The organism is Nocardiopsis sp. TSRI0078, assembly GCF_001905145.1.
Lineage (GTDB): Bacteria > Actinomycetota > Actinomycetes > Streptosporangiales > Streptosporangiaceae > Nocardiopsis.
The window spans coordinates 181,514-205,698 of sequence record NZ_LWLB01000037.1 but is presented as its reverse complement, the minus strand read 5'-3'; the positions used below and the strand labels follow the sequence as shown (position 1 = coordinate 205,698).

Here is a 24,185-nt window from a genome sequence, read left to right as displayed (position 1 = left end):
CGTCCGGTCGCGGTGGCGCGGACCGCCCCCGGGGCCGTGTGCCCGGGTACGGGGGCGGGGGGAGCCCGGGGCGCGCGCTCGGGCGGCCGAGGACCCTCTCCCACGCGGCGGTGTGGCGGGCCAGCAGGGCGCTCGCCGGGAAGCCGGGCACGGGCACGGGCAGAGGCCGACCGGAGCCGTCGGCGGGTCCGGCGGAGAAGGAGGAGAGCGCCGCATCCACCAGGTGCGCGGCGGCGCCGGACACCTCCGGAGGCGGCGGGCCCTCCCACTCGGCCGCGGGACCGGCCGCGGACCCGCCAGGGGCCGGCGCGGCCCTCCCGGTGGTGGGGGAGGGCCACACCGCCTCGCGCTCCCGGCCGGGGGCCCGGGCGTGCAGGTGGACGACGGCCAGGGGGTGCTCCGGCGCGGCACCGGGCCAGCGGACGGCCCCCTCGTGCCAGGGCAGGCGGGCGGACCTGGCCAGGGACGTGCCCGGGGCCAGCAGGGTGCGGGCGCGCAGCCCGCAGGCACGGGCGGCCGCGTGCAGGGCCGCGACCGCGTGTCCCAGGTCCAGCAGCACGATGGGCAGGGAGCGGGGGCCGTAGCGCCACACGGTCCGCGAGGGCACCAGGCTCAGCACCACGGCCGTCCCCTGGTGCGGGGAGGCGGCGGGTGCGTACAGAGCGTGGTCCAGCGCGTCGTAGCGCCAGACCGTCCCGGCGTGGAGCAGGTGGGCCTCCACCGGGTAGCGGCCCCCCGCCGAGGGGACCCGGCGCAGCCGCACCCCCCTCGTGCGGCGGCGGGGGTCGGCGGCCAGGGCCAGGTCGAGCAGCGGCCCCGGGCCGGGGCCGGGGGCGCGGGGCAGCTCCAGGGCGGGGCCCGGCCAGCGGCGGTGCTCGGGCGGGCGGTGGGACAGGCGCGTGGGGCCGGGGTCCTCGCCCCGCCAGGCGGCGTGCAGCGCCTCGGCCACGGGGTCGGGTGCGGTGGGCGGGAGGGGCGCGGGGTCCATGGGATTCACCGGGTTCGCGGGGCGGCGGGAATCGCGGGGGCGGTAGCGCGAACGTGCACGGAAGGGGCGGCGGCCGCGGGGGCGCACGCGCGGGCCCGGGGTCACAGGAACGGCGGCGGGGTCAGGACCACACCGGTGTCGGGGTCGGCCCAGCCGCGCTCGCGGGCCGCCTGCCGCCACCGGGGCAGGCCCAGGTAGCGAAAGGCCGCGGGGGCGTTGGGGACCAGTCCGGTGGCGCAGGTGCGCACGACCCGCCAGGGGGTGTGGGCGACGTCGGGCGTGGTCAGGTCCACCTCCACCACGCGGCACCCGTGCTCGGCCAGGCCGGCGCGCAGGTCGGCCTCGGTGGCCGAGGGCAGGTCGTCGACGCCGATGGTGCGCTCGGGGCGGGTGAAGCGGCGCAGGAACCCCTCCTGCACGCGCGGGTCGAGCCAGACCTGGACCTGGGCGCCCAGGTCGCGGACGCGTTCGAAGCGCTCCCCCGCCTGGTCGAGGTAGTCGCGCTCGGCCCGGAAGGGCAGGTAGAGCCCCCGGGCCAGGATTCCGGTGCGCACGGCCTCGAACACCCAGCCCCCGGCCTCGGTCAGCCCCAGGGTGAACACCCAGGTGTGGACGGCCTCCAGGACGGCCTTGACGCAGGCCTCGGCCGGGTCCAGGCGTGCGGCCCCTCCCCCGCCGACCACCCCGGTGTCGGGGTCCACGACCACGGCCGCCACACAGGCCACGGGGTGTTCGGTGGGCAGCCGCACCAGGTGAACGCGCAGGCGCGTGCCCGCGAGTTCGGCCGCCAGGCCGGGGACGGAGGCGGGGTCGATGGCGGTGGTGGGCCCGTCCAGGTGCCACCACAGTTCGAGGGCGTCGCGTTCGAGGAGTTCGAGCAGGCCGCGGCGTGCGGCGTCGGCGTGGTCGGCGCCGGTGGCGATCCCGGCGTAGTTGAGGTGGTGCAGGCGCGGCTGGTCGCGGCGCCGGCCGGTGTGGAAGTTGAGGTGGGCCCAGGAGGCGGGCACCCAGCAGTGGGCCCCGTCCTCGGTGCCGCGCACCCACAGCACCTCGGTGTCCTCGGTGAAGGGCCGGTAGGGGAAGCCGTCCTGCTCGTACTGCCAGGGGGCGAAGAAGGACAGCTCCGCGGGGCCGAGGTGGCGCTCACCCGCGGCGGTGAGCTCGGCGGGGGTCGCGCCGCGCAGGCCGGTGGGGACGCGGTTGCCGCAGTAGCGTTCGACGGCCTCGCCCAGGGCCGCGGTACGGGCGGAGTCGGTGTCGCCGAAGGCGGCTCCCATGCTGACCCGGTCGGCGGGCCAGGCGCCCAGGCGGCGGGCGTCGGCGACCTCGGCGGTCAGGCTCCGGTAGCGGGGCGGCATGCCGGGCAGCGGGTCGACGGGGACGAGGCGGCGCACGATGCCGCAGAGCGGGTCGATGAGCGCTTCGACGTCCAGGGCGGGGGCGGTCACGTGAGCTCCTCGGGGATGTCGCGGGGGTGGACGGAGTCGCTGCCGGGCGGGTACCAGGGCAGGCCCAGGCGCACCTGGTGGACGGTGCGGCGGCTGGGGAGCAGGTGCCGGGCGCGGACGGGGTCGGCGCCGGTGTGGGGGTTGCGGGCGTGTGCCGGCCAGTGGTGGCCGGCGATCTGGATCCGCAGGCGGGTTCCGGGGGCCAGGGCGGCGCCGACGGCGGGGGTCCGCAGGTGGAGGCGGCGCGGGCGGCCCGGGGCGTGGCGGTACCGGGCGATGGCGTGGGTGAGCGGGCGGGCGGGCCCGGACGTGCCGGGTGCCTCGGCCAGGACGCGCACGGACCAGTCGGCGTCGGGGGCGTCGGCGGTGACGCTCAGGTGCAGGTGCAGGGGGCCGCGCAGCTCTCCCGCGGGCAGGGGGCCGGTCCGTGCCTCGGCGGTGGATGTCGGGTGGGCGGTGGGCGTGTCGGAGCGCACCGGGCGGTGGGGGTCGGCGGTGAACTCCCCGCGGTCCAGGGGCGCGGGCACGCCGCGGGTGGGCGCGGCGCCGGCGTCCAGGCGCCGCCAGGCGCCGCGGGGGTCCACGGCGATGAGGGAGCGGCGGCCGGTGGGCGGTGCGGTGAGGGCCGCGCGGGCCCAGGCCAGGTAGCAGGCGCCGATCCGCCGCCCCGCCAGTGCGGTGCCCGGGGCCCGGGCGTCCAGGGTGTGTCCCCAGGGGCCCATGAGGAGGCGCACGGGTCCGCCCCAGGCGCGGGCCAGGTCCAGGGTGTGCGCGGCGAAGGGGTCCCCGGTGCCTCCGACCGCCAGCAGGGGGACGCGGGCGCGGGCGAGCTCCTCCCACAGCGGTGAGCGTTCGGGGGCCCGCCACAGTGCGTCCCAGCCGGGCGGGGCTGTGCCCAGGACGCGCCGGGGGATGTCGGTGGGCGGCAGGGCGGGCAGGTGCTCGCCGTGCTCCCGTGGGGGCCGGGGGCGTGCGGTGCCGCCGTGTTCGGTCCACCAGCCGACCCGGCAGGCCAGGCGGGCGGCTCCGCCCTTCTCCCGCGCGGTCTCGCCGGGGCCGAGGGCGGGCACGGCGGCCAGGACCCCGCGCACGGCCGGGTGGTGGGTGAGCGCGGTGGTCAGCGCGCAGTGGGCTCCGTAGGAGGCCCCGGCGAGCAGTACGCGCCCGTCGCAGGCACCGGTGTCCAGCAGGTGTTCCAGGACGGCGGTGCCGTCGGCGGCCTCGTGGCGGTAGGGCAGGAAGCGGCCCGTGGAGCCGTGGCGTCCGCGGACGTCGCCGACCAGGCACGCGAATCCGGCGCGCGCCCAGCCGGCGGCCTCGGGCAGCAGGGCGGCACGGTCGTAGGGGGTGCGGATGAGCACGGCCGGGCGCGGGGTGTGCGGGGCGCCGGTGCGGACCAGGGTGGCGGCCAGGGTGGTGCCGTCGGCGGTGGTGGTGTCCAGGTGTTCGGTGGTGGTCACGGCGCGCAGGTGGGGACGGGCAGGACCGGGTGGTCGTGGACGGCGCCGGAGTCGAGTTCCACGACGCGCAGGCGCCGGGTGCAGGGCAGGGCGCGGGGGGTAGGGTCCGCGTCGGGCGCGGGCGCGCCGGTGGCCCAGGCGCGCAGGTCGTGGACGGCCAGGGCGGTGATCAGGTGCACGTCGGCCGGGTCGAGGGCCTCCTGGCCGGTGACGGGTTCGGGGTCGTCCCAGTAGGCGCTCAGGTGGCGGTGTCCGGATCCGGCCGCGGCCAGGCGGCGGGCCCGCACGTGGGCGTGGGTGGGGTCCCCCGGTGCCGCGGTCAGGGGTTCGATCAGGGCGTGGCGGCCCTCGCGGCTGACGCGCAGGCAGGCGGTCCCGTGGCCGGGGAGGGTGTGCGGGTCGCTCCAGGCACGGGGAGCGGGGCCGTCGTGGATCCACAGCAGGGCGGCCAGGCCGCGGGCGGCCCCGGGCAGGCCGGCGGGGTCGAGCGGGCGGGGGTCGGCGCCCGCGCGGCGCAGGGCCGAGACGAGGGGGGCCGGATCGAGCGGGCGCGTGCCCGGTGGCGGGACGCCCGGGTGCCCGGTGGTGGCGGACGCGGTGAACAGGGTGCCGACGGGGGCCCGCTCGCGGGGCCAGGGGGTGCGGGCGCCGAGGTGGCCGGCGCGGGCGAAGGCCGTGAGGACGGGATCGGGCCGGCCTGTGCCGAGCGCGGTGCGGGCCGCGGCCAGGTCGGCGGTGTCCAGGGCGACGTCGAAGAGGGAGCCGTCGGCGGCGCGGAGCGCGGCCGTGCCGTCGGGGTGGGTGAACAGCGCCGCTCCGGGGCGCAGGCGGGAGGGGGTGATGGGTGCCTCCTGGGGGCGGGGCGGGGCCGCACCGGAAGGGGGCGGCCCCGCGTCGGGGGCTACTCGTTGTCGGTGTCGGAGGTGTCGAAGGGGTTCTCGACCAGGGCGTTGCTGTGGCTGGCGGAGTTGTGCGGCAGTTCGCGCTCCTGCTCGACGCGGACGAAGACGTTGTCCATCTCTGGTCCCTTTCTGTGTGGGGGTGCCGGCTGCCGACCGGACGGGACTAACATAATGAAAACCGTTTTCATTTTCTATACCAGGACAGGGTGACTCAGTTCACATGAATTCCGCTCCCCCGGGTTTTCGCCCGTACCTGCTCTCCCGCGCGGTGTCCACGGCCGGAACCCTCGTCGCCACCGTCGCCGTGCCGGTGCTCGTGTACCAGATGACCGGCTCGGCCGCCTGGACCTCGGCGGCCGCCGCCACGGGCGCACTGCCCTACCTGCTGTTCGGACTCCTGGCGGGCGCGGTCGCCGACCGCCTCGACCGCCGGCGCCTGATGGTGGCCTGCGACATGCTCACCGCCCTGGCCCTGGCCTCGGTCCCGGCGGCCTGGGCCCTGGGGTCGCTCACCCCCGCCCACGTCCTGGCCGCCTCGTTCGCGGTCCAGACCCTGTACGTGTTCTTCGACGCCGCGAACTTCGGCGCGCTGCCCGCCCTGGTCGGCAGGGACCGCCTGACCGAGTCCTACGCGCGCGTGTACGGCACCACCACGGCCGTGGAACTGGTGGTTCCGGCGCTGGCGGGCCTGGCGGTGGCGGTCTGGGCCCCCGCGCCGCTGGTCGCGCTCAACGCGCTGAGCGCGCTGGCCTCGGCGGCGCTGCTGCGCGCGATCACGGTGCCGCTGTCGCACCCGCGCCGGGGCGGGGCGGCCCGGGGGGTGCGCACCCTGGTGGAGGAGGTCCGCGAGGGACTGGGCTTCCTGTGGCGTGAACCCACCGTGCGGACGCTGACCCTGGTGGGCGCCACCCACTCCGCGGCCAGCGGCGCGTGGCTGGCGATGCTGGTGCCCTGGGCCGACCGGACGCTGGGGGTCGCGCCCAGCGGCGACCCCCGCCTGGCGGCCCTGTTCAGCTGCTGGGGGGTCGGTGCGCTGGCCGCCTCGGTGCTGGCGCCGAGGCTGGCCGGGGTACTGGGTGCGCCCAGGCTGGCACTGGGCGCCCTCGCGGTGTCCCTGCTGTGCGGGGTGATGGTGGTGCTGAGCACCCACTGGCTGTGGGCGGCGGTGTGCGCGGCGCTGTGGGGCGCGGCCTACTCGGTGGTGGTGATCAACGCGATCACCTATCGCCAGCGCATCAGCCCCGACCACCTGCAGTCGCGGGTGAGCACCACCGCGCGGATGCTCTCCTGGGGCGTGGGACAGCCCGTGGGAGCGGCGCTGGCCGGCGCGGTGGCGGTGACGGCGTGGGGGCCGCGCGGCGGCCTGGCCGCCGGGCTGGCGGTACTGGCGCTGGGCGTGGTGGTGGCGTGGGCGTCGCCGCTGCGCGCCGGGGCCGTCCGGGGCCCGGCCGCGGCCGAGGAGGCGGCCGCGGCCGGAGGGGGCGACTGAGGAGGCCCCCGGCACCGGCGGGGGACGGCTCAGGCGGTCTCGGCGATCCAGGACCGCAGGGAGGCGGCGTCGCGCAGGAAGGCCTCGGGAGAGTCGTCGGGGACGAACTCCAGGACCGCGTCGCGCCGGTCCCCGTCACGGGCCAGCAGCCCCAGGAGGGGCCGCCACAGGTCGGCGCGCTCGGCCAGGGGCAGGCGCTCGGTGAACCCGTCGGCTCCCCAGGAGAAGACGTGCACGTGGGCCAGGTCGGGCAGCAGGGCGCCCACCTGGGCCAGGCACTCGGCGGTGTCGGGCTCCTCGCGCGGCTGCCAGTGCGGGACCAGCCGGTGTCCGGTACCCGCCTGCGCGAGCAGGCGCGTGGCCGAGTCCAGGGTGTCGGTCAGCGAGTCCACGTGGTACTCCACCGTGACCGCGAGCCCGTGCTCGGCGGCCCGCGCGGCGCAGCGGCGCAGGTCGGCGGCCACACGCTCGCGGTCGGCCGGGGCGGCCTGGGCCGATCCCAGGACACCGGCCCACACGCGCACCCGCCGGGCGCCCAGGGCCGCCGCGGTCCCGAGGACGGGCGCGAGATCGTCGGGATCGCCGTGCCCGGCCTTGTAGTAGGACCCGTAGGTGCCGATGTCCAGCCCGGCGTCGGCGCAGAGCCCGCGCACACGCTCGGCCCGCGCGTACTCGCCGGGGCGCACGTGGACGTCGGCGCCCCACTCCAGCATGCCGAGGCGGGCCTGGGCGGCGAGGTCGACGACCTCCTCGCTGCTCAGGTGGCGGAAGGTGACCGAGGCCAGGCCGGGGACGATCATGGGGGCTCCTCCTGGAGGTAGGTGACAATGATTATCATAGTCACGCAGGGGTGGAGCCGGCCCCCGGCAGGGAGCGCAGGCGCAGGCCCACCAGCGCCGCGCTCGCGCACAGCCCCAGCGCGAAGACCACCGCGCCGCTCCAGCCCACGGTGTCGTAGACCAGGCCGCCCAGCCACCCGAACAGGCTGGAGCCCAGGTAGTAGGCCAGGGTGTAGACCGCCATGGCCTGGGCGCGCCCGGCCACCGCGCGGGCGCCCACCCAGGCCGAGGCGGTGGCGTGGGCGGAGAAGAAGGCGAACGTCAGCACCACCAGGGCAGCCAGCAGCCCGGGCAGGGCCGTGCTGAACAGCCCGCCCAGACCGGCGGCCATCAGCGCGGTGGAGGTGGCCAGCACGGCGTAGCCGCCCCGGCGGGCGACGGCGCCGCCGGCCACGGCCGAGCCCAGCATCCCCGCGGTGTAGGACAGGAAGAGCAGCGAGGCGGCGGCCTGGGACAGGGAGAAGGGCTCGCCCATGAGGCGAAAGCCCAACAGGTTGTAGACCGTCATGAAGGCGCCCATGAGCAGCAGGGCCTGGGCGTACAGGGCGGGCAGGCCGCGCGTGGCCAGGGCGGCGCGCAGGCGCCCGCCCATCCCGGGAGCGGCCGGCGCCGCCCCGGCCCGGGCCGCTCCGCCACCGGCGCCGGAGCGGCGCCGACCGCGGGGAAGCACCAGGGCGAACACGGCCAGTGCGGCCAGGCCCAGGAGGGTGTTGGCGGCGATCCCCCACTGCCAGCCGCCCAGGTCGGTGGCGAACCCGGCCAGCAGGCGCCCGCCCATACCGCCCAGCGGGTTGCCCGCGATGTACAGGCCCGTGGCGCGCGGGGCGTCGGAGGGGTGGATCTCCTCGGCCAGGTAGGCGACGGCGGCCGCGGGCACCCCGCCCAGTGCGGCACCCTGCAGGGCGCGCAGGCCCAGCAGCAGCCACAGTTCCCCAGCGAAGGGGGTCAGGCACCCCAGCACGGTCGCGGCCAGCAGGGAGACGGCGATGACCCGGGCGCGGCCGAAGCGGTCGGCGGCACCGCTCCACACCAGGGTGAAACCGGCCAGGCCGCCGGTGGCCAGGGAGACCGAGAGCGCGGCCTGGGAGGCCGAGGCGCCGAAGCCGTCGGCGATGGCCGGCAGGATCGGCTGGACCGACCACAGCTGGGCGAAGGTCGCCACGGCGGCGGCCACCAGCGCGACGACCGTGCGCCGGTAGGCGCTGGTGCCCGCACGGGGCCGGGTGTCGTGGTCGGGCGGCGAGGCGCTGGTCAGGGTCATGCCCCCACGCTAGGAAGACCCTTTTCATACGTCCAATACATGATTTCACGTTGCCCCATACTGAAATGCATGGAACGTGGAGAACGCCCCGACAGCACCGACGCGGACGCGCTGGCACGGGTACTGGCGCCGAGGCTGTGGATGGTGGCGGCGGTCGCCGCGACCGGACACATCACCCAGGCCGCCGAATCCCTGGGAATGCCCCAGCCCACCCTGAGCCGGGCGCTGGCCCGGGTGCAGGAGGAGCTGGGCATGGCCCTGGTGGAGCGCAGCGGGCGCGGGGTGCGCCCGACCCGGGCCGGACGGCTGCTGCTGCCGCACCTGGAGCGGGCGCTGCAGGACCTGCGCCAGGGGATGACGGAGCTGACGGGCGCCGAGGAGGGGCGGGTGGCGCTGACCTTCCTGCCCACTCTGGGGGTGGAGGTGGTCCCGGCCCTGCTGCGGGGCTTTCGGGCCGAGCACCCGGGGGTGCGCTTCTCCCTCACCCAGGAGCCCTGGGCCCAGTCGCTGCGCAGGCTCACGGCGGGCGGCGCCGACCTGGCGCTGACCTCGCCGCTGCCGTCGGGGCAGGGACTGGCGTCGGCGACGCTGCACACGCAGACGCTGCGGCTGGTGGTGCCCGAGGGACACCCGCTGGCACGGGAGCGGGAGCGGGGGGTGACGGGCGGCGCCGCGGCGCGCGAGGAGTTCGTCCTGCTCAAGCCGGGACGGGGCGTGCGCCACCTCACCGACCGGCTGAACGAGCGGGCCGGGTTCACACCCCGGGTGGCCTTCGAGGCCGACGACATCGCCACCGCGCGCGGGCTGGTGGCGGCGGGCCTGGGGGTGTCGGTCCTGCCCGCGCGGCCCAAGGGACCGCTGAGCGGGACGGTGGAGCTGCCGCTGCGTGGCGTGGACGCCCGTCGGCCCATCGGAGTGGTCTGGCCCGAGGAGGGTTCGGGCGGCGGGTACGAGCCCCCGGCGGTGGCGCTGTTCCGCGACTACGTGCGGCGGGTGGGCCCCAGCGTCATCCCCGACATGACCGGGTGAGGCGGGACCGGGCCATGCTCGCGGCCCCGGCCGTACACAGCGCCCGCGCCGTGGCCGTGGAGGCCGACCTGGAGCGCCCGGCCGCCCCCGCCCGAGTCCCCGGCACCGTCGAGGAGTCGGCCGGGCGGCGTAAGCGCACTGGTCATGCGCCCGCTGGGAGGCGACGGGGGACGTCTCCGTCCGGGGCCCGGGGGTCCCGCCGCACACACGGTACGCGTCCGGCGGGCCCCCGGGCCGCTCCCCTAGAAGGGGTAGCGCGCCGGGTCGGCCTGCATCGTCACCCACTGGGTCTCGGTGAAGGCCTCCAGGTTGGCGCGGGTCCCGCCGAACCGCGAACCCGTACCCGAGTCGCCCACTCCGCCGAACGGGGCGACGGCCTCGTCGTCCACGGTCTGGTCGTTGATGTGCACGATGCCGCTGGGCACCCGGTCGGCGATCTCCATCCCCCGCATCGGGTTGCTGGTCAGCACCCCCAGGGACAGCCCGTACTCGGTGGAGTTGGCCAGCTCCACCAGCTCGTCGATCGAGGAGAAGCGCACCACCGGGGCCACGGGGCCGAACACCTCCTCGGCGTAGGCCGGGGTCTGGGCCCGCACCCGGTCCAGGACGGTGGGCCGGTAGAACAGCCCCTCGTAGGTGCCGCCCGCGCGCAGCCGCGCACCCGCCTCCACGCTTCCCGTGACCAGAGCGTGGATCTTGTCGCGCTGCCCGGCGTCGATGACCGGCCCCAGTGCCGCGCCGTCGACCTCGGTGTCGCCCACGGTCAGCGCGTCGGCCCTGGCCGCCAGCCGCTCCACGTACTCGTCGGCCACGGCCTCGTGCACCAGGTGACGGCCGGTGGTCATGCAGATCTGCCCCTGGTGCAGGAACGACCCCCACGCGCCGATCGAGGACGCCGAGACCACGTCCACGTCGTCCAGGACCACCAGCGGCGAGTTGCCGCCCAACTCCAGGTGGGCGCGCTTGAGGTGGCGCCCGGCGGCCTCGCCCACCTTGCGCCCGGCCTGTGTGGAGCCGGTGAAGGAGATCACGCGCACGTGCGGGTCGGCGACCAGGGCCTCACCGGCCTCCGCCCCGCCCGGCAGTACCTGGAAGACGCCCTCGGGCACACCCGCACGGCGGAAGACCTCCGCCATGACCGCGCCGCCGCACACGGCCGTGCGCGGGTCCGGCTTGAGGATGACCGCGTTGCCCACGGCCAGCGCCGGGGCCACCGAGCGGATGCCCAGGATCAGGGGCACGTTGAACGGGGCGATCACCCCGACCACCCCGACCGGCACCTGGCGGGAGAAGCTCAGCCTCGGCTTGCCGGTGCGCAGGATCTCGCCGTGCGGCTGGGAGGCCAGGGCCGCCGCCTCGAAGCACTCCCCCGCCGCCACGTGCACCTGGAAGCCCGCCATCCCGGCCGCCGCCCCGCCCTCGCGGCGCAGCCAGCCCATGATCTCCTCGGAGTGGGCCTCCAGCAGGTCCCCGGCGCGGCGCAGCACGGCGGCGCGCTCCTCGAAGGAGGCGGCCGCCCACGCGCGCTGGGCCCGGGCGGCCCGGGCGCCCGCCTCGCGCACGTCCTCGGCGTCGGCGATGCCGGTGCGGCCCAGGACGGTTCCGGTGGAGGGCGAGACCACGGGGGCGTCGCCGCCCCTGGCCGGCGTCCAGGCCCCGGTGAAGACGGCGGAGGTGTAGTCCTCGGCGGCGATCAGGGTCACGGTGTCTCCTTCGACGGATTCGGTGCTCTCTGCGCGCACGGAGCGGAGGCGGGTGGCGCACGCGGGCCCGCCCCGTCCGCGGCGGTCGGTGTACTGGGCTAGGGCGCGACGGAGGCGGCGTCCTGGTCCGCCCCCGTGCCGTTCTTGGCCTGCTGGATCTGGGCGTAGACGCGGGCGCGCAGCTCGGTGAAGCGCTCGTCCTGGCGGGTGGTGAGCTGGTCGCGCTCGGTCGGCAGGTCGACGGTGATGTCGTCCTGTACCACGGTCGGAGAGGAGGACAGCACCAGCACCCGCTCCCCCAGGTAGACGGCCTCGTCGATGTCGTGGGTGACGAACAGCACGGTCACCCCCATGCGCTGCCAGATCTGGCGGATGAGGTCCTCCAGGTCGGCGCGGGTCTGGGCGTCCACGGCCGCGAAGGGTTCGTCCATCAGCAGGACCTGGGGCTCGTAGGCGATGGCCCGGGCGATGGCCACACGCTGCTGCATACCGCCCGAGAGCTGCCAGGGGTAGGCGTCGGCGAACCTGGTCAGCCCCACCGCCTCCAGCGACTCGTCGACCAGCTCGTCGCGCCGCCCGCGCGGGATCCGCTTCTCCTTCAGCGGCAGCTCGACGTTGGCGCGCACGCTCATCCAGGCGAAGAGGCTGCGCCCGTACTCCTGGAAGACCACGGCCATGCCCGGCGGCGGCGCGGTCACGCTCTGGCCGGCGAGCTCGACGGTGCCGCTGGTGGGCGGCATGAGCCCGGCGATGCACTTGAGCAGGGTGGTCTTGCCGCAACCGGAGGGGCCCACGAGGCAGACGAGTTCGCCCTCGCCGAGGTCGAAGGTCAGGTCGCGCACGGCCTCGACCGCGCTGGCTCCCCCGTTGTAGATCTTCTGCAGGCCGGTGACCTTGAGCATGGTGGGACGTTCTCCTTGGTGGTTCGTCGTGGCGCCCGGGCTCCCGGTGTACGCGCCCGCGCCGGCGCTGTTCGCGCTCATCGGCTCACTCCCCCCGGTTGGCGGCGCGCAGGCCGCGGTACCAGCCCAGGACGCGGCCCTCGGCGAGTTCGAACAGGGTCGACAGGACGAAGCCGACCAGTCCCAGCAGCACCATGCCCGCCCACATCTCGGGGATGGCGAAGGTGCGCTGGAACTGCACGATGGCGAAGCCCAGGCCGCTGGAGCTGGCGAACATCTCGCTGATGACCATCAGGATGATGGCCAGCGCCAGCGCCAGGCGCAGCCCGGCCATGATCTGCGGGCTGGCCGAGCGCAGCACGAGCACACGCAGCCTCGTGGTTCCGGTGATCCCGTAGCAGCGGGCGGTGTCGGCCAGGACGGGGTCCACCGCGCGCACCCCCTCGACGGTGTTGAGCAGGACGGGCCACACGCAGCCGGAGACGATGACCAGGACCTTCATGGAGTCGTCGATCCCGGCGAGCAGGATCATCAGCGGCACCAGGACGGGCGGCGGGATGGCCCGCAGGAACTCCAGGACCGGCTCGAACAGGGCGCGCACCCTGGTGGACAGCCCCAGCAGCACGCCCAGGCCCACACCCAGCACCGCGGAGACGGCGAAGCCGGCGGCCAGGCGGGCCAGGCTCGGCAGCACGTCCGCGAAGAAGCGCTCGGAGAACCACAGCTCGACGAACGCCGCGGCGATGAGGTCGGGGGTGGGCGTGTAGTAGCTGTCGGAGTTGGCGCTGGAGTAGGCGTAGAGGCCGATGAGCAGCGCGGGCAGCAGCAGCACGTGCACGACCTTGGTGCCCGCGCGCCGCACGGAGGCCCCGGCGCGGGACCCGGTGCTCGGGGCGGTGGACTGGCTGCTCATGCGGTGGCCTCCCCGCGGACGGACGTGTGCCAGCGCAGGACGCGGCGCTCCAGGGCGCGCACCCCGATGTTGATCAGCACGCCCAGGGCGCCGGTGGCGACGATGAGCGCGTAGACCGAGGAGACGGCGCCGCTGGACTGGGCGACGGCGATCTCGCGGCCGATGCCGGGAGAGCCGATGATCAGCTGGGCGGTGATGGACAGGATGAGGGCGACCGCGGCGGCCAGGCGCACCCCGGTCATCAGGTAGGGCAGCGTCGTGGGCCAGACCACGTGGCGGATCCGGGCCAGGCGGCCCAGCCCGTAGGAGCGGGCGGTCTGCTCGGCGACCGGGTCCACGTCGGCCACACCGTAGAGCACCTGGATGTAGATGAGCCAGAAGCAGGCGTAGACCACCAGGAGCAGGGTGGAGCGGATGTCGGTGCCGTACATCAGCACGGCCAGCGGGATGAGCGCCACCGACGGGATGGGGCGCAGGAAGTCCACCGTGGAGGTGGTGAAGGCGCGCACCCGCGGCAGGGCGCCCAGGGCGAAGCCGAGCACGACGGCGGCGACGAAGGCGATGGCCAGCCCCAGGGCCCACCCGAGGAGGGTGTCGCCGACCGCGGTCCAGAAGCCGGGTGTGGTGGCGCGCCGGGCCAGGGAGGCCAGGACCTCCGAGGCCGGGGGCAGGTAACGCGCGGAGACCAGGCCCGTGTGGGGCACGGCCTCCCACGTTCCCAGGAATGCCATGACGCCCACGGCGCCGAGGAGTGGTTTGCTGCTGCCCGTGCGGGCGGCCCCGCGCGGGCGGCGCCCCCCGGTTCCCTTGGAAGCCTCGGGGCGCCCGCGCGGGGGGCCTTGTGCGGTGGTTTCGGTCATCGGATGAAGGTGTCCAGGTCGAGTTCGGAGCCGATCAGGCCGTCGGTGACCATCAGTTCGGTGACGCTCTCCAGGGCACCGCGGTCGATCTCGGTCTCAAAGCGCGGCCAGCGCAGCTCGTCGATGATCTCGGGGTCGATCTCGGTGTAGGAGGTCAGGATCTGCTCGGTCTCGTCGGGGTTGGCCTCGGCGTGGGCCAGGGAGGCGTTCATGGCCTCGGTGAAGGCGTCGACCGTGTCGGGGTCGGAGGCGATGAGCTCGTCACTGGTGAAGTAGGTGGCGATGGACAGCTCGGGGTCGAGCTCGACGAAGTTCGCGGCGATGGGGGTGGCGCCCTGCTCCAGGGCGATGGTCAGGAAGGGTTCGACCACCCAGGCCGCGTCGACCTGGCCGTTGTCCATGGCGCCGACCATGTCGGGGAAGGCCAGTTCGACGAAGTCGATGTCGGTGGCGTCGCCGCCGTCCAGGCGTACCGAGTTCCGCACGGACGTGTCGCCGATGTTGCGCAGGTTGTCGATGGCCACGGTGGCGCCCTGTAGTTGGGCCGGGGCGGTGATGTCGCTGCCCTCGGGGACGACCAGGGCGCTGTAGTCGGTGTCGGCGTCGCCGGTGGTGGTCATGCCGTTGGCGACCACGGTCAGGGGCAGACCCTGTGCGCGGGCCACGATGAGGGAGACCACGTTGCCGAAGGCGAAGTCGAGTTCGCCGCTGACGATGCGGGGGACGGTGGTGGCGCCCCCGCCGCCGGTCTCGATGGTCACGTCCAGTCCCTGCTCCTCGAACAGGCCCTTCTCGACGCCGAGGTAGAGGGGGGCGACCGCGGTGATGGGCAGGACTCCGACCGTGACGGGGGTGAGCCCGCCCTCGGCCGTGCCGCCGCCGGTGTCGTTGCCGCAGGCCGTGGCGGCCAGGGTGAGCGCCGTACCGGCGGCCAGCGCTGCCAGGGCGGTTCGTGTCGCGGTCATGGTCTTCTCCTGCGAGGGAAACGGGGGATGGGGTGGAGTGCGCCGGGGACCGGCGGGGAGGGCGGGCGTCCTCCGGGCCCGGGGGACGGGGTCACTCCTGGGAGCCGTAGAGGGCGTCCAGTTCGGGCTCGGACTCGATGAGGCCGTCGGTGACCATCAGCTCGGCCAGGGTCCGCACCGACTCCTGGTTGATGTCGGCGGGGAAGCGGGGCAGGACCAGCTCGTCGATGACGCTCTGCTCGATCTCGGTGTAGGTGGAGATGATCCGGCGGACCTCGTCGGGGTTGTCCTGGGCGTAGGCCAGGGACTCCTCCAGGGCGGCGGTGATGTCGGCGAAGAGCTCGGGGTCCTCGGCCAGGCGCTGCTCGGAGGTGAAGTAGGCGGCCACCGACAGCTCGGGGTGGGTGTCGACGAAGTTGGAGGCGATCTCGCGGTGCCCGGCCTGGCGGATGATCGAGGCGAAGGGCTCCACCGCCCAGACCGCGTCGACCTGGCCGCTGTCCAGGGCGGCGGGCATGTCGGGGAAGGGCAGCTCGATGAACTCCACCGAGGCGGGGTCTCCCCCGGCCGCGCGCACGGACTGGCGCACGGTCGTGTCACCGATGTTCTTGAGGTTGTTGCTGGCCACGGTGAGGCCCTCCAGGTCGGAGGCGTCCTGGACGGGGCTGTCCTCGGGGACGAACACGCCGCCGAGGTCCGCGCCCTGCTCGCCGGTGGTGGTGACGCCGTTGGTGAGGGTGGTCAGGGGCAGGCCCTGATCGCGGGCGACGATGAGCGAGACGAGGTTGCTGAATCCCAGGTCGAACTCGCCGCTGACGACACCGGGCACGATGGCGGCGCCGCCGGAGCTGGACTCCAGCCGCAGGTCGATGCCGTGTTCCTCGAAGAAGCCCTGGTCCACGCCGAGGTAGACGGGGGCGACGTCGACGATGGGGATGACCCCCGCGGTGACCGTGGTCAGGCCACCGGAGTCGGAATCGGCCTCCGGTGAGCCGCACGCGGTGGCGGCCAGCAGTGCCGCGCCCGTGGTGAGGGCGGCCAACGTTCGGCGCATCAGGGACTCCAGCCGGTTCATGGGGCGCTACCGCCCGTTGTTGTACGTTTAGCGAACACGTGTTCTTCTGGCGAACATAAGTGATCCACTTCATCCGGTCAAGACAACGGAAGGGCACATTTCCAACTCGTGAACAGCCGGTGATGGGATGACCGTGCCTGGTCAGGACGCCTTCGGGGCCGCTTTGCCCTGCACGCGGAACCCCACTAGGCTCGGCCAGCGTTCGCGATATGAATGATCGTTCGCATAGTGAACGCCATGGGTGTCCGCACACCGGTCGGAGCGTTCAGGGCCCGCGGCGGGCACACGCACCGGCGCCGTCGGGGCGGGATCCGCCGGGCGGACGGGGGCGCGTCCGGTGCGCGCATGGAGAGGAGAGGGGGCCACCGCCTTCGGGCTTTCGCGCCCGCGGCCTCCGGCGTCATCGGCGCGCGGCCTCGACCCGGCCGTGGTCGGCCCGGACGCGGGCGCCTCGGCGGGGCGGCTCGACAAGGGGCGTGCCCGCCGTCCGGATCAGGACGGAACCCGGACAACGGGCACGGAAATCCCCTCGATTCCTCATCCTCGGACAGGGATTGTCCGGATGTCAACATTTGAACGTAGAAGTAAACCGGTGCCCGAGACGCCCCCCCCGCCTCCGGACGCACCCGTACACTCGACCCGGCGCCAGAGGGCACGGACCGGGGGCGGACTCGAAGGGAAAGCTATGCGCAGGGCGCGGCGGCGCGGACTGGCACACGAGGCGGCCGACCGCATCCGCGATGCCATCTTCGAGGGGCTGGTACAGCCCGGTGCGGCCCTGCGCGAGGTGGAGCTGGCCACCTCCCTGGAGGTCAGCCGCGGCTCGGTCCGCGAAGGACTGGCCATCCTGGAACGCGAGGGACTGGTACGCAGCGAGTGGCACCGCGGCGCCCGCGTGATCGACATGAGCCCCGCCGACGTGGACGAGGTCTACACGGTGCGTGCCGCACTGGAGCGTCTGGCCACCGGCACGGCGGCCGACCGTGCCACCCCCGAACGCCTGGCGGAACTGTCGGTCCTGACCGACGCGCTGGAGCGGGCCCTGGCCTCGGGCACCGACGCCCCCACCCTGCTCTCCCTGGACATGGCCTTCCACGACCGTGTCTACGAGATCGCGGGCAACGACCGCCTGACCCAGGCCTGGTACGGCGTGCGCTCCCAGGTGTACCTGTTCCAGCTGACCCGCATCCGCCTGGGCCACGCCCAGTACCGGTCGGTGGTGGTGGAGGAGCACCGCCAGATGGTGCGGATGCTGGAGCGGGGCGACACCCGCGCCCTGACCGAGGCGGCCGAGGAGCACGTGGACTCCGCACGGCGGGCGCTGGTACGGATGCTGGCCGCCCCCCGGCAGGAGCCCCGCGTGGAACGCCCCGGCGACGCCCCCGCCTGAATGCGGCAAGCACGGGATGGGTAGGCTAACCTAACCTTCACGACGCCGCGTCGCGCCCGTGCCCTGTCCACGGGCGCCGTGTACCCGCCACCCGATTGGACGTGATCCGTGCGCCTGCCCACCGCCCCGGACGGCAGCCGGGGATGCTCGGCCCTGGCCCGCTACACCGGCGAGCCGATCTCCGGAACGGCCGGACGCACCACAGGCTGGCTCCTGATCGAACACCCCGGCCCCTGGCGCCACCCCGCCTTCACCAGCCCCGGCCTGGACAAGGCCGTGGTCTCACGGCTGGCCGAGCGCATCACCGGCAGGGACATCAAACCCCAGCTCATCAAGCGCCCCGGCGACACCGGCCGCACCCGGACCGGGCGGCCCCCCAGGCGCGCCTACTTCGTGCACGTCAGCCGCACCGACCCGTGGGTGCGCCAGGTGGACTTCACCGATCTGGCCGAACTGCTGGAGTACGACACCACCGCCGTGGAGCGGCCCGAGCCCCCCTCGTTCGGCACCGCCGTGAACCACACCCTGTACCTGGTGTGCACGCACGCCAAGAAGGACCCGTGCTGCGCGGTGCTGGGCCGCCCGGTGGCCGCCGCGCTGAGCGGGGGCCGGGCCCAGGTGTGGGAGACCACGCACGTGGGCGGCGACCGCTTCGCCGCCAACCTGGTCGCCCTGCCCCAGGGGGCCTACTTCGGCCGCCTGGAGCCGGAGTCGGCACGGCGCACGGTCGCCGCCTTCGAGCGCGGCGTGGTGCTGCCCGAGAACTACCGGGGCCGGTGCAGCGACTCCTCGGCCGCGCAGGCCGCCGAGGCCGCGCTGCGCACCCGCCTGGGCGCGGTGGGCGTGGACGCGCTGACGCACCTGGACGAGGAGGAGACCGCCGAGGGGGTCCGGGTCACCCTGGGCCACGGCGGCGGCCTGTACACGGTGTCGGTGGCCGCGGTGGAGGGACCGGAGTGCCCGTCCACGTGCTCGGCGCTCTCCCCCACCCGCCCGGTGCACCACCGGGTGACCGAGATCCGCCGGGACCGCTCGGGCGCCTCCCTCCCCGGCTGAGGCGCGTCCTCAGGACCCGCTCTCCCCCATGGCCCGCACCTCCTGGTCGCTGCGCTCCACCGCAGAACTCGTTGCCCTCGGGGTGGTCGGCCAGGACGACGAACCCGTACCCGTCCCCGGTACGGAAGTCGGCCAGCCGCGTGGCGCCGAGCCCGACCAACCGCTCCACGTCCTCGTCGCGCCGCACCGCCGCCCCCAGGTCCAGGTGCACGCGGTTCTTGACCGCCTTGTCCTCGGGCACCCGCACGAAGAGCGGCCCCGGCCCCTCGGACGTGTGCACGGGCACCTCCTCGTCGCCCGGCAGGGCCCGGGGGTCCACCCGCCCCCGGAGTGCCCCCGACCAGAAGGACGCCAGGGCGTAGGGGTCGGCGCAGTCGAAGGTGACGTTGCGGATGTGGGTCGGCACAGGGTCTCCCGTCATCAGCGGCCCGGCCTCTTGCGGGCTCCCCGGGCATGCTCCCATTCCGGTCGGGCGCGAGGCGGCCCGGGCTCCGCCTCTAGCCCCAGAAACCGAAGCTGTACAGCAGCCCGTTGGTCGCCGCGACCGCCCCCAGCGCCAGCACCGCACCGGTGACGAAGGAGGCCCGCAGCGACCGCACCAGGTACTCCAGCGACACCAGGTTGTTGAAGATGAAATAGCCCAGCATGGTCGCGTGCCAGAAGGAGTCCATGCTCAACGGCTCGAAGGAGTAGGCCATCCCGTTCCACACACCGCTCTCGGCGGTGAACCACGACCACGCCAGCGCCGCGCCGTAACCCAGCGGGATCTGGATCAGCGGAATGATCAGCAGCGGCAGCAGCTTGACGAAACCCCACAGCCCCGGCTGGTCGGTGTGGCGCGCCTGTGCCTGCGCCCGGCGGGCCGCCTCCTGCTCGGCGCGCACGCGCTCGCGGTGGGCGCGCTCGGCCTCCTGGCGGCGGCGCTGCTCCAGCCGCTGCTCCTCCGCGCGCCTGTGCTGCTCCTGCTGGCGCTGCTGCTCCTCCATGCGGCGCCGGCGCTGTTCCTCCTGCCGGCGCAGCTGCTCCTGCTGCTGGTACGGGTCGGCGGCGGCCTCGGCGCGCGAGTCGCGCCGTGTGCCGTACAGATCGGCGTAGGGGTCCTCCCCGCCCGGGCCGCCCTCCTGCTGCCGGTAGGCGGAGACGGCCCCGTACCCGTGGGCGGTGGCGTCCTGACCGTACTGGGCGGTGGGCGGCACCTGCTGGGCGCCCGGGAACCTGGCCGTGGGCTGGTAGCCCTGCTGGTGGGCCTGCTCCCCCAGCACCGAGGTGGCGCCCTCCTCGGCCCCCGGCGCACCACCCGCCACCCGGGTGGGCCGGTCATCGTCCAACGCGTCCGACGCGGCGGCCCCCGCGGCCGCACCGCCCAGGGCGGTGGCCCCGCCCAGGGCCTCGGTGCGCTGGTGCGCTCCGGTGGCCCGCCCGTCGCCGGCCGAGACGGCCAGCGCCTTGTTGACCTTGGCGACCTGCTCCTGCACGCCCATCATCACGGCCGGGGGCAGCCAGGCCGGGCCCACGTGCACATCACCCAGGTAGTCCAGGATCTCCCCCGGCCCGGGACGCCCCTGCGGGTCCTTGGACAGGCACGCGGCGACCAGGTGGCGCAGCGACTCGGGAACGGCCGACAGGTCCGGCTCGTGGCTGATGATGCGCATCACCATGGTGGGCATGCTCCCCTCGCCGAAGGGACCGGTGCCCGTGGCGGCGTAGGCCAGCACGGCGCCGTAGGCGAACAGGTCGCCGGCGGGGGTGAGGGCCTCGCCCTGCACCTGCTCCGGGCTCATGAAACCGGGGGTGCCGATGACCGACTGCGTGGCCGCGGTCCCGTCGGTGGCGCGGGCGATGCCGAAGTCGATCACCCGGGGCCCGTCCTCGGCGAGCAGGACGTTCCCGGGCTTGAGGTCGCGGTGGATGAGGCCGACCCGGTGGATCTCGGCCAGCGCCTCGGCCAGGCCGGCGGCCAGTACGCGCACGCTGGCCTCGGGCAGCGGACCGTGCGCCCGCACCGCCTCGTCCAGGGGCAGGGAGGGCACGTAGGAGGTGACCAGCCAGGGCACCTGGTCGTCGGGGTCGGCGTCGATGACCGGAGCGGTGAAGGCGCCGCTGACCTGGCGGGCGGCGGTCACCTCGCGGGCGAAGCGCTGGCGGAAGGAGGTGTCGGCGGCCATGTGCGGGTGGATGCGCTTGATCGCCACCGCACGCCCCCCGGCCGAGCGACCGAAGAACACCTGACCCATACCGCCGGCTCCCAAGCGCCCGATCAGCCGGTACCGGCCGATGCGTTCGGGGTCAGTGCTCTCCAAGGGACCCAACGTCCTCATCCTCCGACTCTGCGCCTTGCTCTTGCACCCAGGAACCCCGTGAGCGGCGCCGACCGGTGGGAGTGGCCCCGCCGTCCCGCACCGAGGTACGGAGAAACCGCCGCGTCCGCTGCGGAGGAGCCCAGTCTAGGGGGTGGCGGGTCCCGCGGACGCGGTCGCCACGGGCCCGTGCTCCCGCCGCTGGTCCCAGACCCGGAACCTCGGGCCTTCCTCCACATGAGTGAAACGTTCTTATCCTGTAGCTGACCGCATACGCATGACGAACATCCACGTTTTCCCTGACAGAGGGGCAGTTTTCAAGAAAGCTTCCTAGATTCTCGTGAAAGCATTGATCAATCAGCGTGCTTGTTGGTAACTTCCCTGAAACGTTTTAACACGGTGGTGTCCCCCAGGGAACCGCCGACCATCCCCCGGGGGCGCCCCGCCCCCGCCCCTCTTCGGCACCGTGCCCACGGTGCGGAAAGGAAGACCATGCGCGAGACGACGAGCGCACATCCCGAGCGCTCCGGATTCACTCCCTCCCGCCGCTCCTTCATCGGCCTGGGCGCGGCGGTCGGCACGACGGCCGCCCTCCAGCCCGCCCTCGGCCTCCCGGCCGCCCACGCCGCGCCCTCCGACGGAGTGTTCGCCGCGGGCTTCGCCGCCCCCGCACGCACCGCCCAGGCCAGGTTCCGCTGGTGGTGGCCGCACGGCCTCGTCGACACCGCGGAGATCGAACGCGAGATCGACCAGGTGGCGGACGCCGGCTTCGGCGGCGTCGAGATCGCCGACGTCCACCACAGTTCCACCGAGCCGCTCGACCCCCGGGGACACGGCTGGGGCACCGCCCCCTGGCGGGAGGCGCTGGAGGCCGCGCTCGCCCGCGCCCACGAGCGCGACGTCACCGTCGACATCACCATCGGCCCCGCCTGGCCCGCGGCCCTGCCCACCATCACCCCCCAGGACACCGCGGCCGTGCGCGAACTCGCCCATGGCGTGCGCTTCCTGGCCGCGGGCGAGGAGTTCACCGGCGCGCTGCCCGAACCCGAGGTCTCCCCGGCCGAGGGGGTCGACGGACGCACGCTCCGCCACGTCCAGGCCCTGCGCCTGGCCGAGGGCGCCTCCGCGCAGGACACGCCCTGCGCCCTGGACCCCGCCACCCTGCAGGACCTCACCCCCTCCGTCCAAGGCGAGGAGCTGACCTGGACCGCTCCCGAGGGAGAGGACGCCACCTGGGCGCTCATCGCGTACTGGGAGCGCGGCTCCGGGCAGCGGCCCGAGCGCGGCCCGCACACCGAACCGGTGTCCTACGTGGTCGACCACTTCGGCGACGCCGGCACCCAGGCGGTCATCGACTTCTGGGAGGAGCGGATCCTCACCCCGAGGATCCGCTCCCTCCTGGAGGGTCCCGCGGGAGGAGCGATCTTCGAGGACTCCATCGAGATGGAGACCGACGCCACGCTGTGGACCCGCGACCTGCCCGCCGCGTTCGAACGCCACCACGGATACGACCCCACGCCCTACCTGCCGGTACTGGTCCGCGTCGACGAGGACAAGGTCTTCACCTTCGACCCGGTCACCGACCGCCGCGCCCTGGACGACTACAACGACCTCCTCTCCCAGCTCTACATCGACCACCACCTCACACCGCTGCGGGACTGGGCCCACGGGCTCGGGATGACGTACCGGATCCAGCCCTACGGCCTGCAGACCGACGCCGTGGCCAAGGCCGCCCTCGTGGACACCGCCGAGGGCGAGTCCCTGGGGTTCAATAACCTCGACGACTTCCGCTCCCTGGCCGGAGGCCGCGACCTCGCCGGGAAGAAGGTGCTCTCCAGCGAGGCCGGCGCGACCCACGGCGGCGCCCACAGCACCACCTGGGAACAGACGGTGCGCACCCTCGCACGCGAGTACGCCGCGGGCGTCAACCAGGCGGTCCTGCACGGCTTCTCCTACGCCGACGCCCCCGGCGCCCAATGGCCCGGCTTCGCCGCCTTCACCCCCTACGACGGCGGCATCGGATACGGCGAGTCCTGGGGGCCCCGCCAACCCACCTGGCAGCACGCACCCGACGTCGCCGGGTTCCTCGCCCGCGCCCAGCACACCCTCCAGTGGGGCACACCCTCGGTCGACGTCGCCTTCCTGCGCCAGAAGGGCTACGCGGGCTCGGGCTTCGGAGCCGCGCACTTCAGCAAGGAGGGGGTGCGCACCGGCTGGACCCACCAGTTCCTCAGCCCCCGGCTGCTGGAGATCACCGACCCGCACGTGGACGGCGGCAGACTCGCCCCCGACGGGCCGGCCTACAGCCTCCTCGTCTTCGAGGGCGACGCCTTCAACGGACGCGTCGCCACCCTGCCCGTCGAGACCGCCCGCAGGCTCCTCGGCTACGCCCGGTCCGGCCTGAGGATCCTCGTGGTGGGCGACTGGAGCGCACCCGAGGAACCCGGCATCGACCAGGAGGAGGCCCAGGAACTCACGGCCACCCTGCAGGAACTGCTCGCCCAGCCCACCGTGCACAGGGTCGACACGCGCGAACAGATCCCCCAGGGCCTGGACGCACTCGACGCGGCACCCGACGTGGTCTACGCCGAGGACTCGCCGCTGCTGCACACCAGGCGCCGGGGCGAGAACCTGGAGCTGTACTACCTCACCAACGGCTCCGACACCGACCCGGTCGACCACGACATCACCGTCTCCACCGGTGTCCGCGACGCCTACCCCTTCGCCCTGGACCTGTGGACCGGGCGGATCGAACCACTGCCCCTGCACCAGGCCGACCAGGGGCGCGTCAGCGTCCGTGTCCGCCTGGCCCCGGGCTCCTCCACCGTCCTGGCCCTGGCCACACCGCAGTGGACCACCCGCTTCTCCGACCCCGACGCCAAGATGCCACCGGGCCGGCTGAAGAAACTGCGCCTCGACCGCACCGACGCCGACACCGTGCGGCTGGCCGACGGCAGGGCCGTGATCCGGGCCGGCGAACCCGGCACCTACACCAGCACCTACGCCGACGGACGCACCGTCACCACCACCATCGACACGGTCGGCGCCCAGGTCGAACTGACCGGATGGCGAGTGGAGGTCGAGGACTGGCGGCCGGGAGGATCGACCACCGAGACCGAGGTCCACCTCCACGAGTACTCCCTCGACACGCTCGCGCCGTGGACGGACATCGACGGACTCGAAGAGGTCTCCGGCACGGGCCGCTACACCACGACCGTCGAACTGGGCGAGGCCTGGACCGGCGGACACGGCGCCCACCTGGACCTGGGAAGGGTGACCGACACCTACCGGGTCACGGTCAACGGCACGGAACTGCCGCCCTGCGACCAGCTCTCCCCCGTGGTCGACGTCGGCCCCTGGCTCACACGCGGGACCAACACCATCGAGATCGAGGTCGCCACCACCCTCCTCAACCGGATGCGGGCCTTTCGCCCCGACGTCTACGAGGACGCACGCCCCCAGGAGTACGGCCTCCTCGGACCCGTGCGGCTCCTGCCCTACGGCCAGGCCGAGCTGTAGGATCGCCGAGATGTAGGGTCCCGGCGGCCCGGGGCGCGTCCAACGCCCCGGGCCGCCGGGAAGTTCCCTGCTGGCCGCAGGCGGCCAAG

The 24,185-nt window shown here is 74.5% G+C and carries 18 protein-coding genes and 2 pseudogenes; 5 read left to right on the top strand and 15 right to left on the bottom strand.

Annotated features, from left to right (window positions below):
• The 5 genes and pseudogenes from A6A08_RS28080 to amiA form a co-directional block, all read right to left on the bottom strand.
• Positions 1-988: pseudogene (locus A6A08_RS28080) on the bottom strand (hypothetical protein); the annotation flags it as partial.
• A gap of 101 nt (positions 989-1,089) precedes the next feature.
• Positions 1,090-2,436, bottom strand: coding sequence for a YcaO-like family protein (locus A6A08_RS26690; protein ID WP_073705417.1), 1,347 nt, complete (start codon positions 2,434-2,436; stop codon positions 1,090-1,092).
• Positions 2,433-3,896 carry a CocE/NonD family hydrolase gene (locus tag A6A08_RS26685; protein WP_073705416.1) on the bottom strand — a complete coding sequence of 488 codons (1,464 nt, stop codon included), beginning with the start codon at positions 3,894-3,896 and terminating at the stop codon, positions 2,433-2,435. Before A6A08_RS26685 ends, A6A08_RS26690 begins: the two co-directional genes overlap by 4 nt.
• Entirely contained in the window at positions 3,893-4,183 is a 291-nt protein-coding gene (locus A6A08_RS28415; RefSeq protein ID WP_199867056.1) for a hypothetical protein, read from the bottom strand. Before A6A08_RS28415 ends, A6A08_RS26685 begins: the two co-directional genes overlap by 4 nt.
• A gap of 614 nt (positions 4,184-4,797) precedes the next feature.
• Positions 4,798-4,914 (bottom strand): streptamidine family RiPP, encoded by a 117-nt coding sequence (gene amiA / locus A6A08_RS29040; protein ID WP_242422929.1) that lies wholly within the window; start codon positions 4,912-4,914, stop codon positions 4,798-4,800.
• A 104-nt stretch (positions 4,915-5,018) separates the two neighbouring features.
• Between amiA and A6A08_RS26675 the strand changes: the two genes are divergently transcribed.
• The gene (locus tag A6A08_RS26675) at positions 5,019-6,287 is read left to right on the top strand and encodes an MFS transporter (RefSeq protein ID WP_073705414.1); all 1,269 of its coding nucleotides are present in this window, start codon (positions 5,019-5,021) and stop codon (positions 6,285-6,287) included.
• 29 nt (positions 6,288-6,316) lie between these two features.
• Here A6A08_RS26675 and A6A08_RS26670 read toward each other — a convergent pair whose 3' ends face one another.
• Together A6A08_RS26670 and A6A08_RS26665 are read right to left on the bottom strand one after the other, a co-directional pair.
• Positions 6,317-7,087 carry a sugar phosphate isomerase/epimerase gene (locus A6A08_RS26670; RefSeq protein WP_073705413.1) on the bottom strand — a complete coding sequence of 257 codons (771 nt, stop codon included), beginning with the start codon at positions 7,085-7,087 and terminating at the stop codon, positions 6,317-6,319.
• 40 nt (positions 7,088-7,127) lie between these two features.
• Entirely contained in the window at positions 7,128-8,387 is a 1,260-nt protein-coding gene (locus A6A08_RS26665; protein ID WP_073705412.1) for an MFS transporter, read from the bottom strand.
• Between the two features lie 69 nt (positions 8,388-8,456).
• Here A6A08_RS26665 and A6A08_RS26660 point away from each other — a divergent pair, with 69 nt between their 5' ends.
• Positions 8,457-9,416: a LysR family transcriptional regulator gene (locus A6A08_RS26660; RefSeq protein WP_073705411.1), complete on the top strand. Its 960-nt coding sequence runs from the start codon at positions 8,457-8,459 to the stop codon at positions 9,414-9,416.
• 242 nt (positions 9,417-9,658) lie between these two features.
• Here A6A08_RS26660 and A6A08_RS26655 read toward each other — a convergent pair whose 3' ends face one another.
• The 6 genes from A6A08_RS26655 to A6A08_RS26630 all read right to left on the bottom strand — a co-directional run bounded on the left by A6A08_RS26655 (position 9,659) and on the right by A6A08_RS26630 (position 15,813).
• Positions 9,659-11,119: an aldehyde dehydrogenase family protein gene (locus A6A08_RS26655; protein ID WP_073705410.1), complete on the bottom strand. Its 1,461-nt coding sequence runs from the start codon at positions 11,117-11,119 to the stop codon at positions 9,659-9,661.
• Between the two features lie 98 nt (positions 11,120-11,217).
• On the bottom strand, positions 11,218-12,021 hold the full coding sequence (locus A6A08_RS26650; RefSeq protein ID WP_073705409.1) for an ABC transporter ATP-binding protein: 804 nt from the start codon (positions 12,019-12,021) through the stop codon (positions 11,218-11,220).
• Between the two features lie 85 nt (positions 12,022-12,106).
• Positions 12,107-12,934 (bottom strand): ABC transporter permease, encoded by an 828-nt coding sequence (locus tag A6A08_RS26645; protein ID WP_083609301.1) that lies wholly within the window; start codon positions 12,932-12,934, stop codon positions 12,107-12,109.
• On the bottom strand, positions 12,931-13,794 hold the full coding sequence (locus A6A08_RS26640; protein ID WP_073705408.1) for an ABC transporter permease: 864 nt from the start codon (positions 13,792-13,794) through the stop codon (positions 12,931-12,933). The genes A6A08_RS26645 and A6A08_RS26640 overlap by 4 nt, the downstream gene beginning before the upstream one ends.
• Positions 13,791-14,759, bottom strand: a complete 969-nt coding sequence (locus A6A08_RS26635; protein ID WP_073705407.1) for an ABC transporter substrate-binding protein — start codon at positions 14,757-14,759, stop codon at positions 13,791-13,793. The genes A6A08_RS26640 and A6A08_RS26635 overlap by 4 nt, the downstream gene beginning before the upstream one ends.
• 91 nt (positions 14,760-14,850) lie before the next feature.
• Positions 14,851-15,813, bottom strand: a complete 963-nt coding sequence (locus A6A08_RS26630; RefSeq protein WP_073705450.1) for an ABC transporter substrate-binding protein — start codon at positions 15,811-15,813, stop codon at positions 14,851-14,853.
• A 706-nt stretch (positions 15,814-16,519) separates the two neighbouring features.
• Here A6A08_RS26630 and A6A08_RS26625 point away from each other — a divergent pair.
• Together A6A08_RS26625 and A6A08_RS26620 are read left to right on the top strand one after the other, a co-directional pair.
• Positions 16,520-17,224 (top strand): GntR family transcriptional regulator, encoded by a 705-nt coding sequence (locus tag A6A08_RS26625; protein WP_073705406.1) that lies wholly within the window; start codon positions 16,520-16,522, stop codon positions 17,222-17,224.
• Between the two features lie 108 nt (positions 17,225-17,332).
• Positions 17,333-18,280, top strand: coding sequence for a sucrase ferredoxin (locus A6A08_RS26620; RefSeq protein WP_073705405.1), 948 nt, complete (start codon positions 17,333-17,335; stop codon positions 18,278-18,280).
• A gap of 121 nt (positions 18,281-18,401) precedes the next feature.
• On the opposite strand, the pseudogene A6A08_RS27230 reads toward A6A08_RS26620, so the two are convergent.
• A pseudogene (locus tag A6A08_RS27230) lies at positions 18,402-18,701 on the bottom strand (VOC family protein); the annotation flags it as partial.
• A 76-nt stretch (positions 18,702-18,777) separates the two neighbouring features.
• Positions 18,778-20,580, bottom strand: coding sequence for a serine/threonine-protein kinase (locus A6A08_RS26615; protein WP_242422928.1), 1,803 nt, complete (start codon positions 20,578-20,580; stop codon positions 18,778-18,780).
• Positions 20,581-21,069: 489 nt separating this feature from the next.
• Between A6A08_RS26615 and A6A08_RS26610 the strand changes: the two genes are divergently transcribed.
• Positions 21,070-24,096, top strand: coding sequence for a glycosyl hydrolase (locus A6A08_RS26610; RefSeq protein ID WP_073705403.1), 3,027 nt, complete (start codon positions 21,070-21,072; stop codon positions 24,094-24,096).
• Positions 24,097-24,185: the final 89 nt, after the last annotated feature.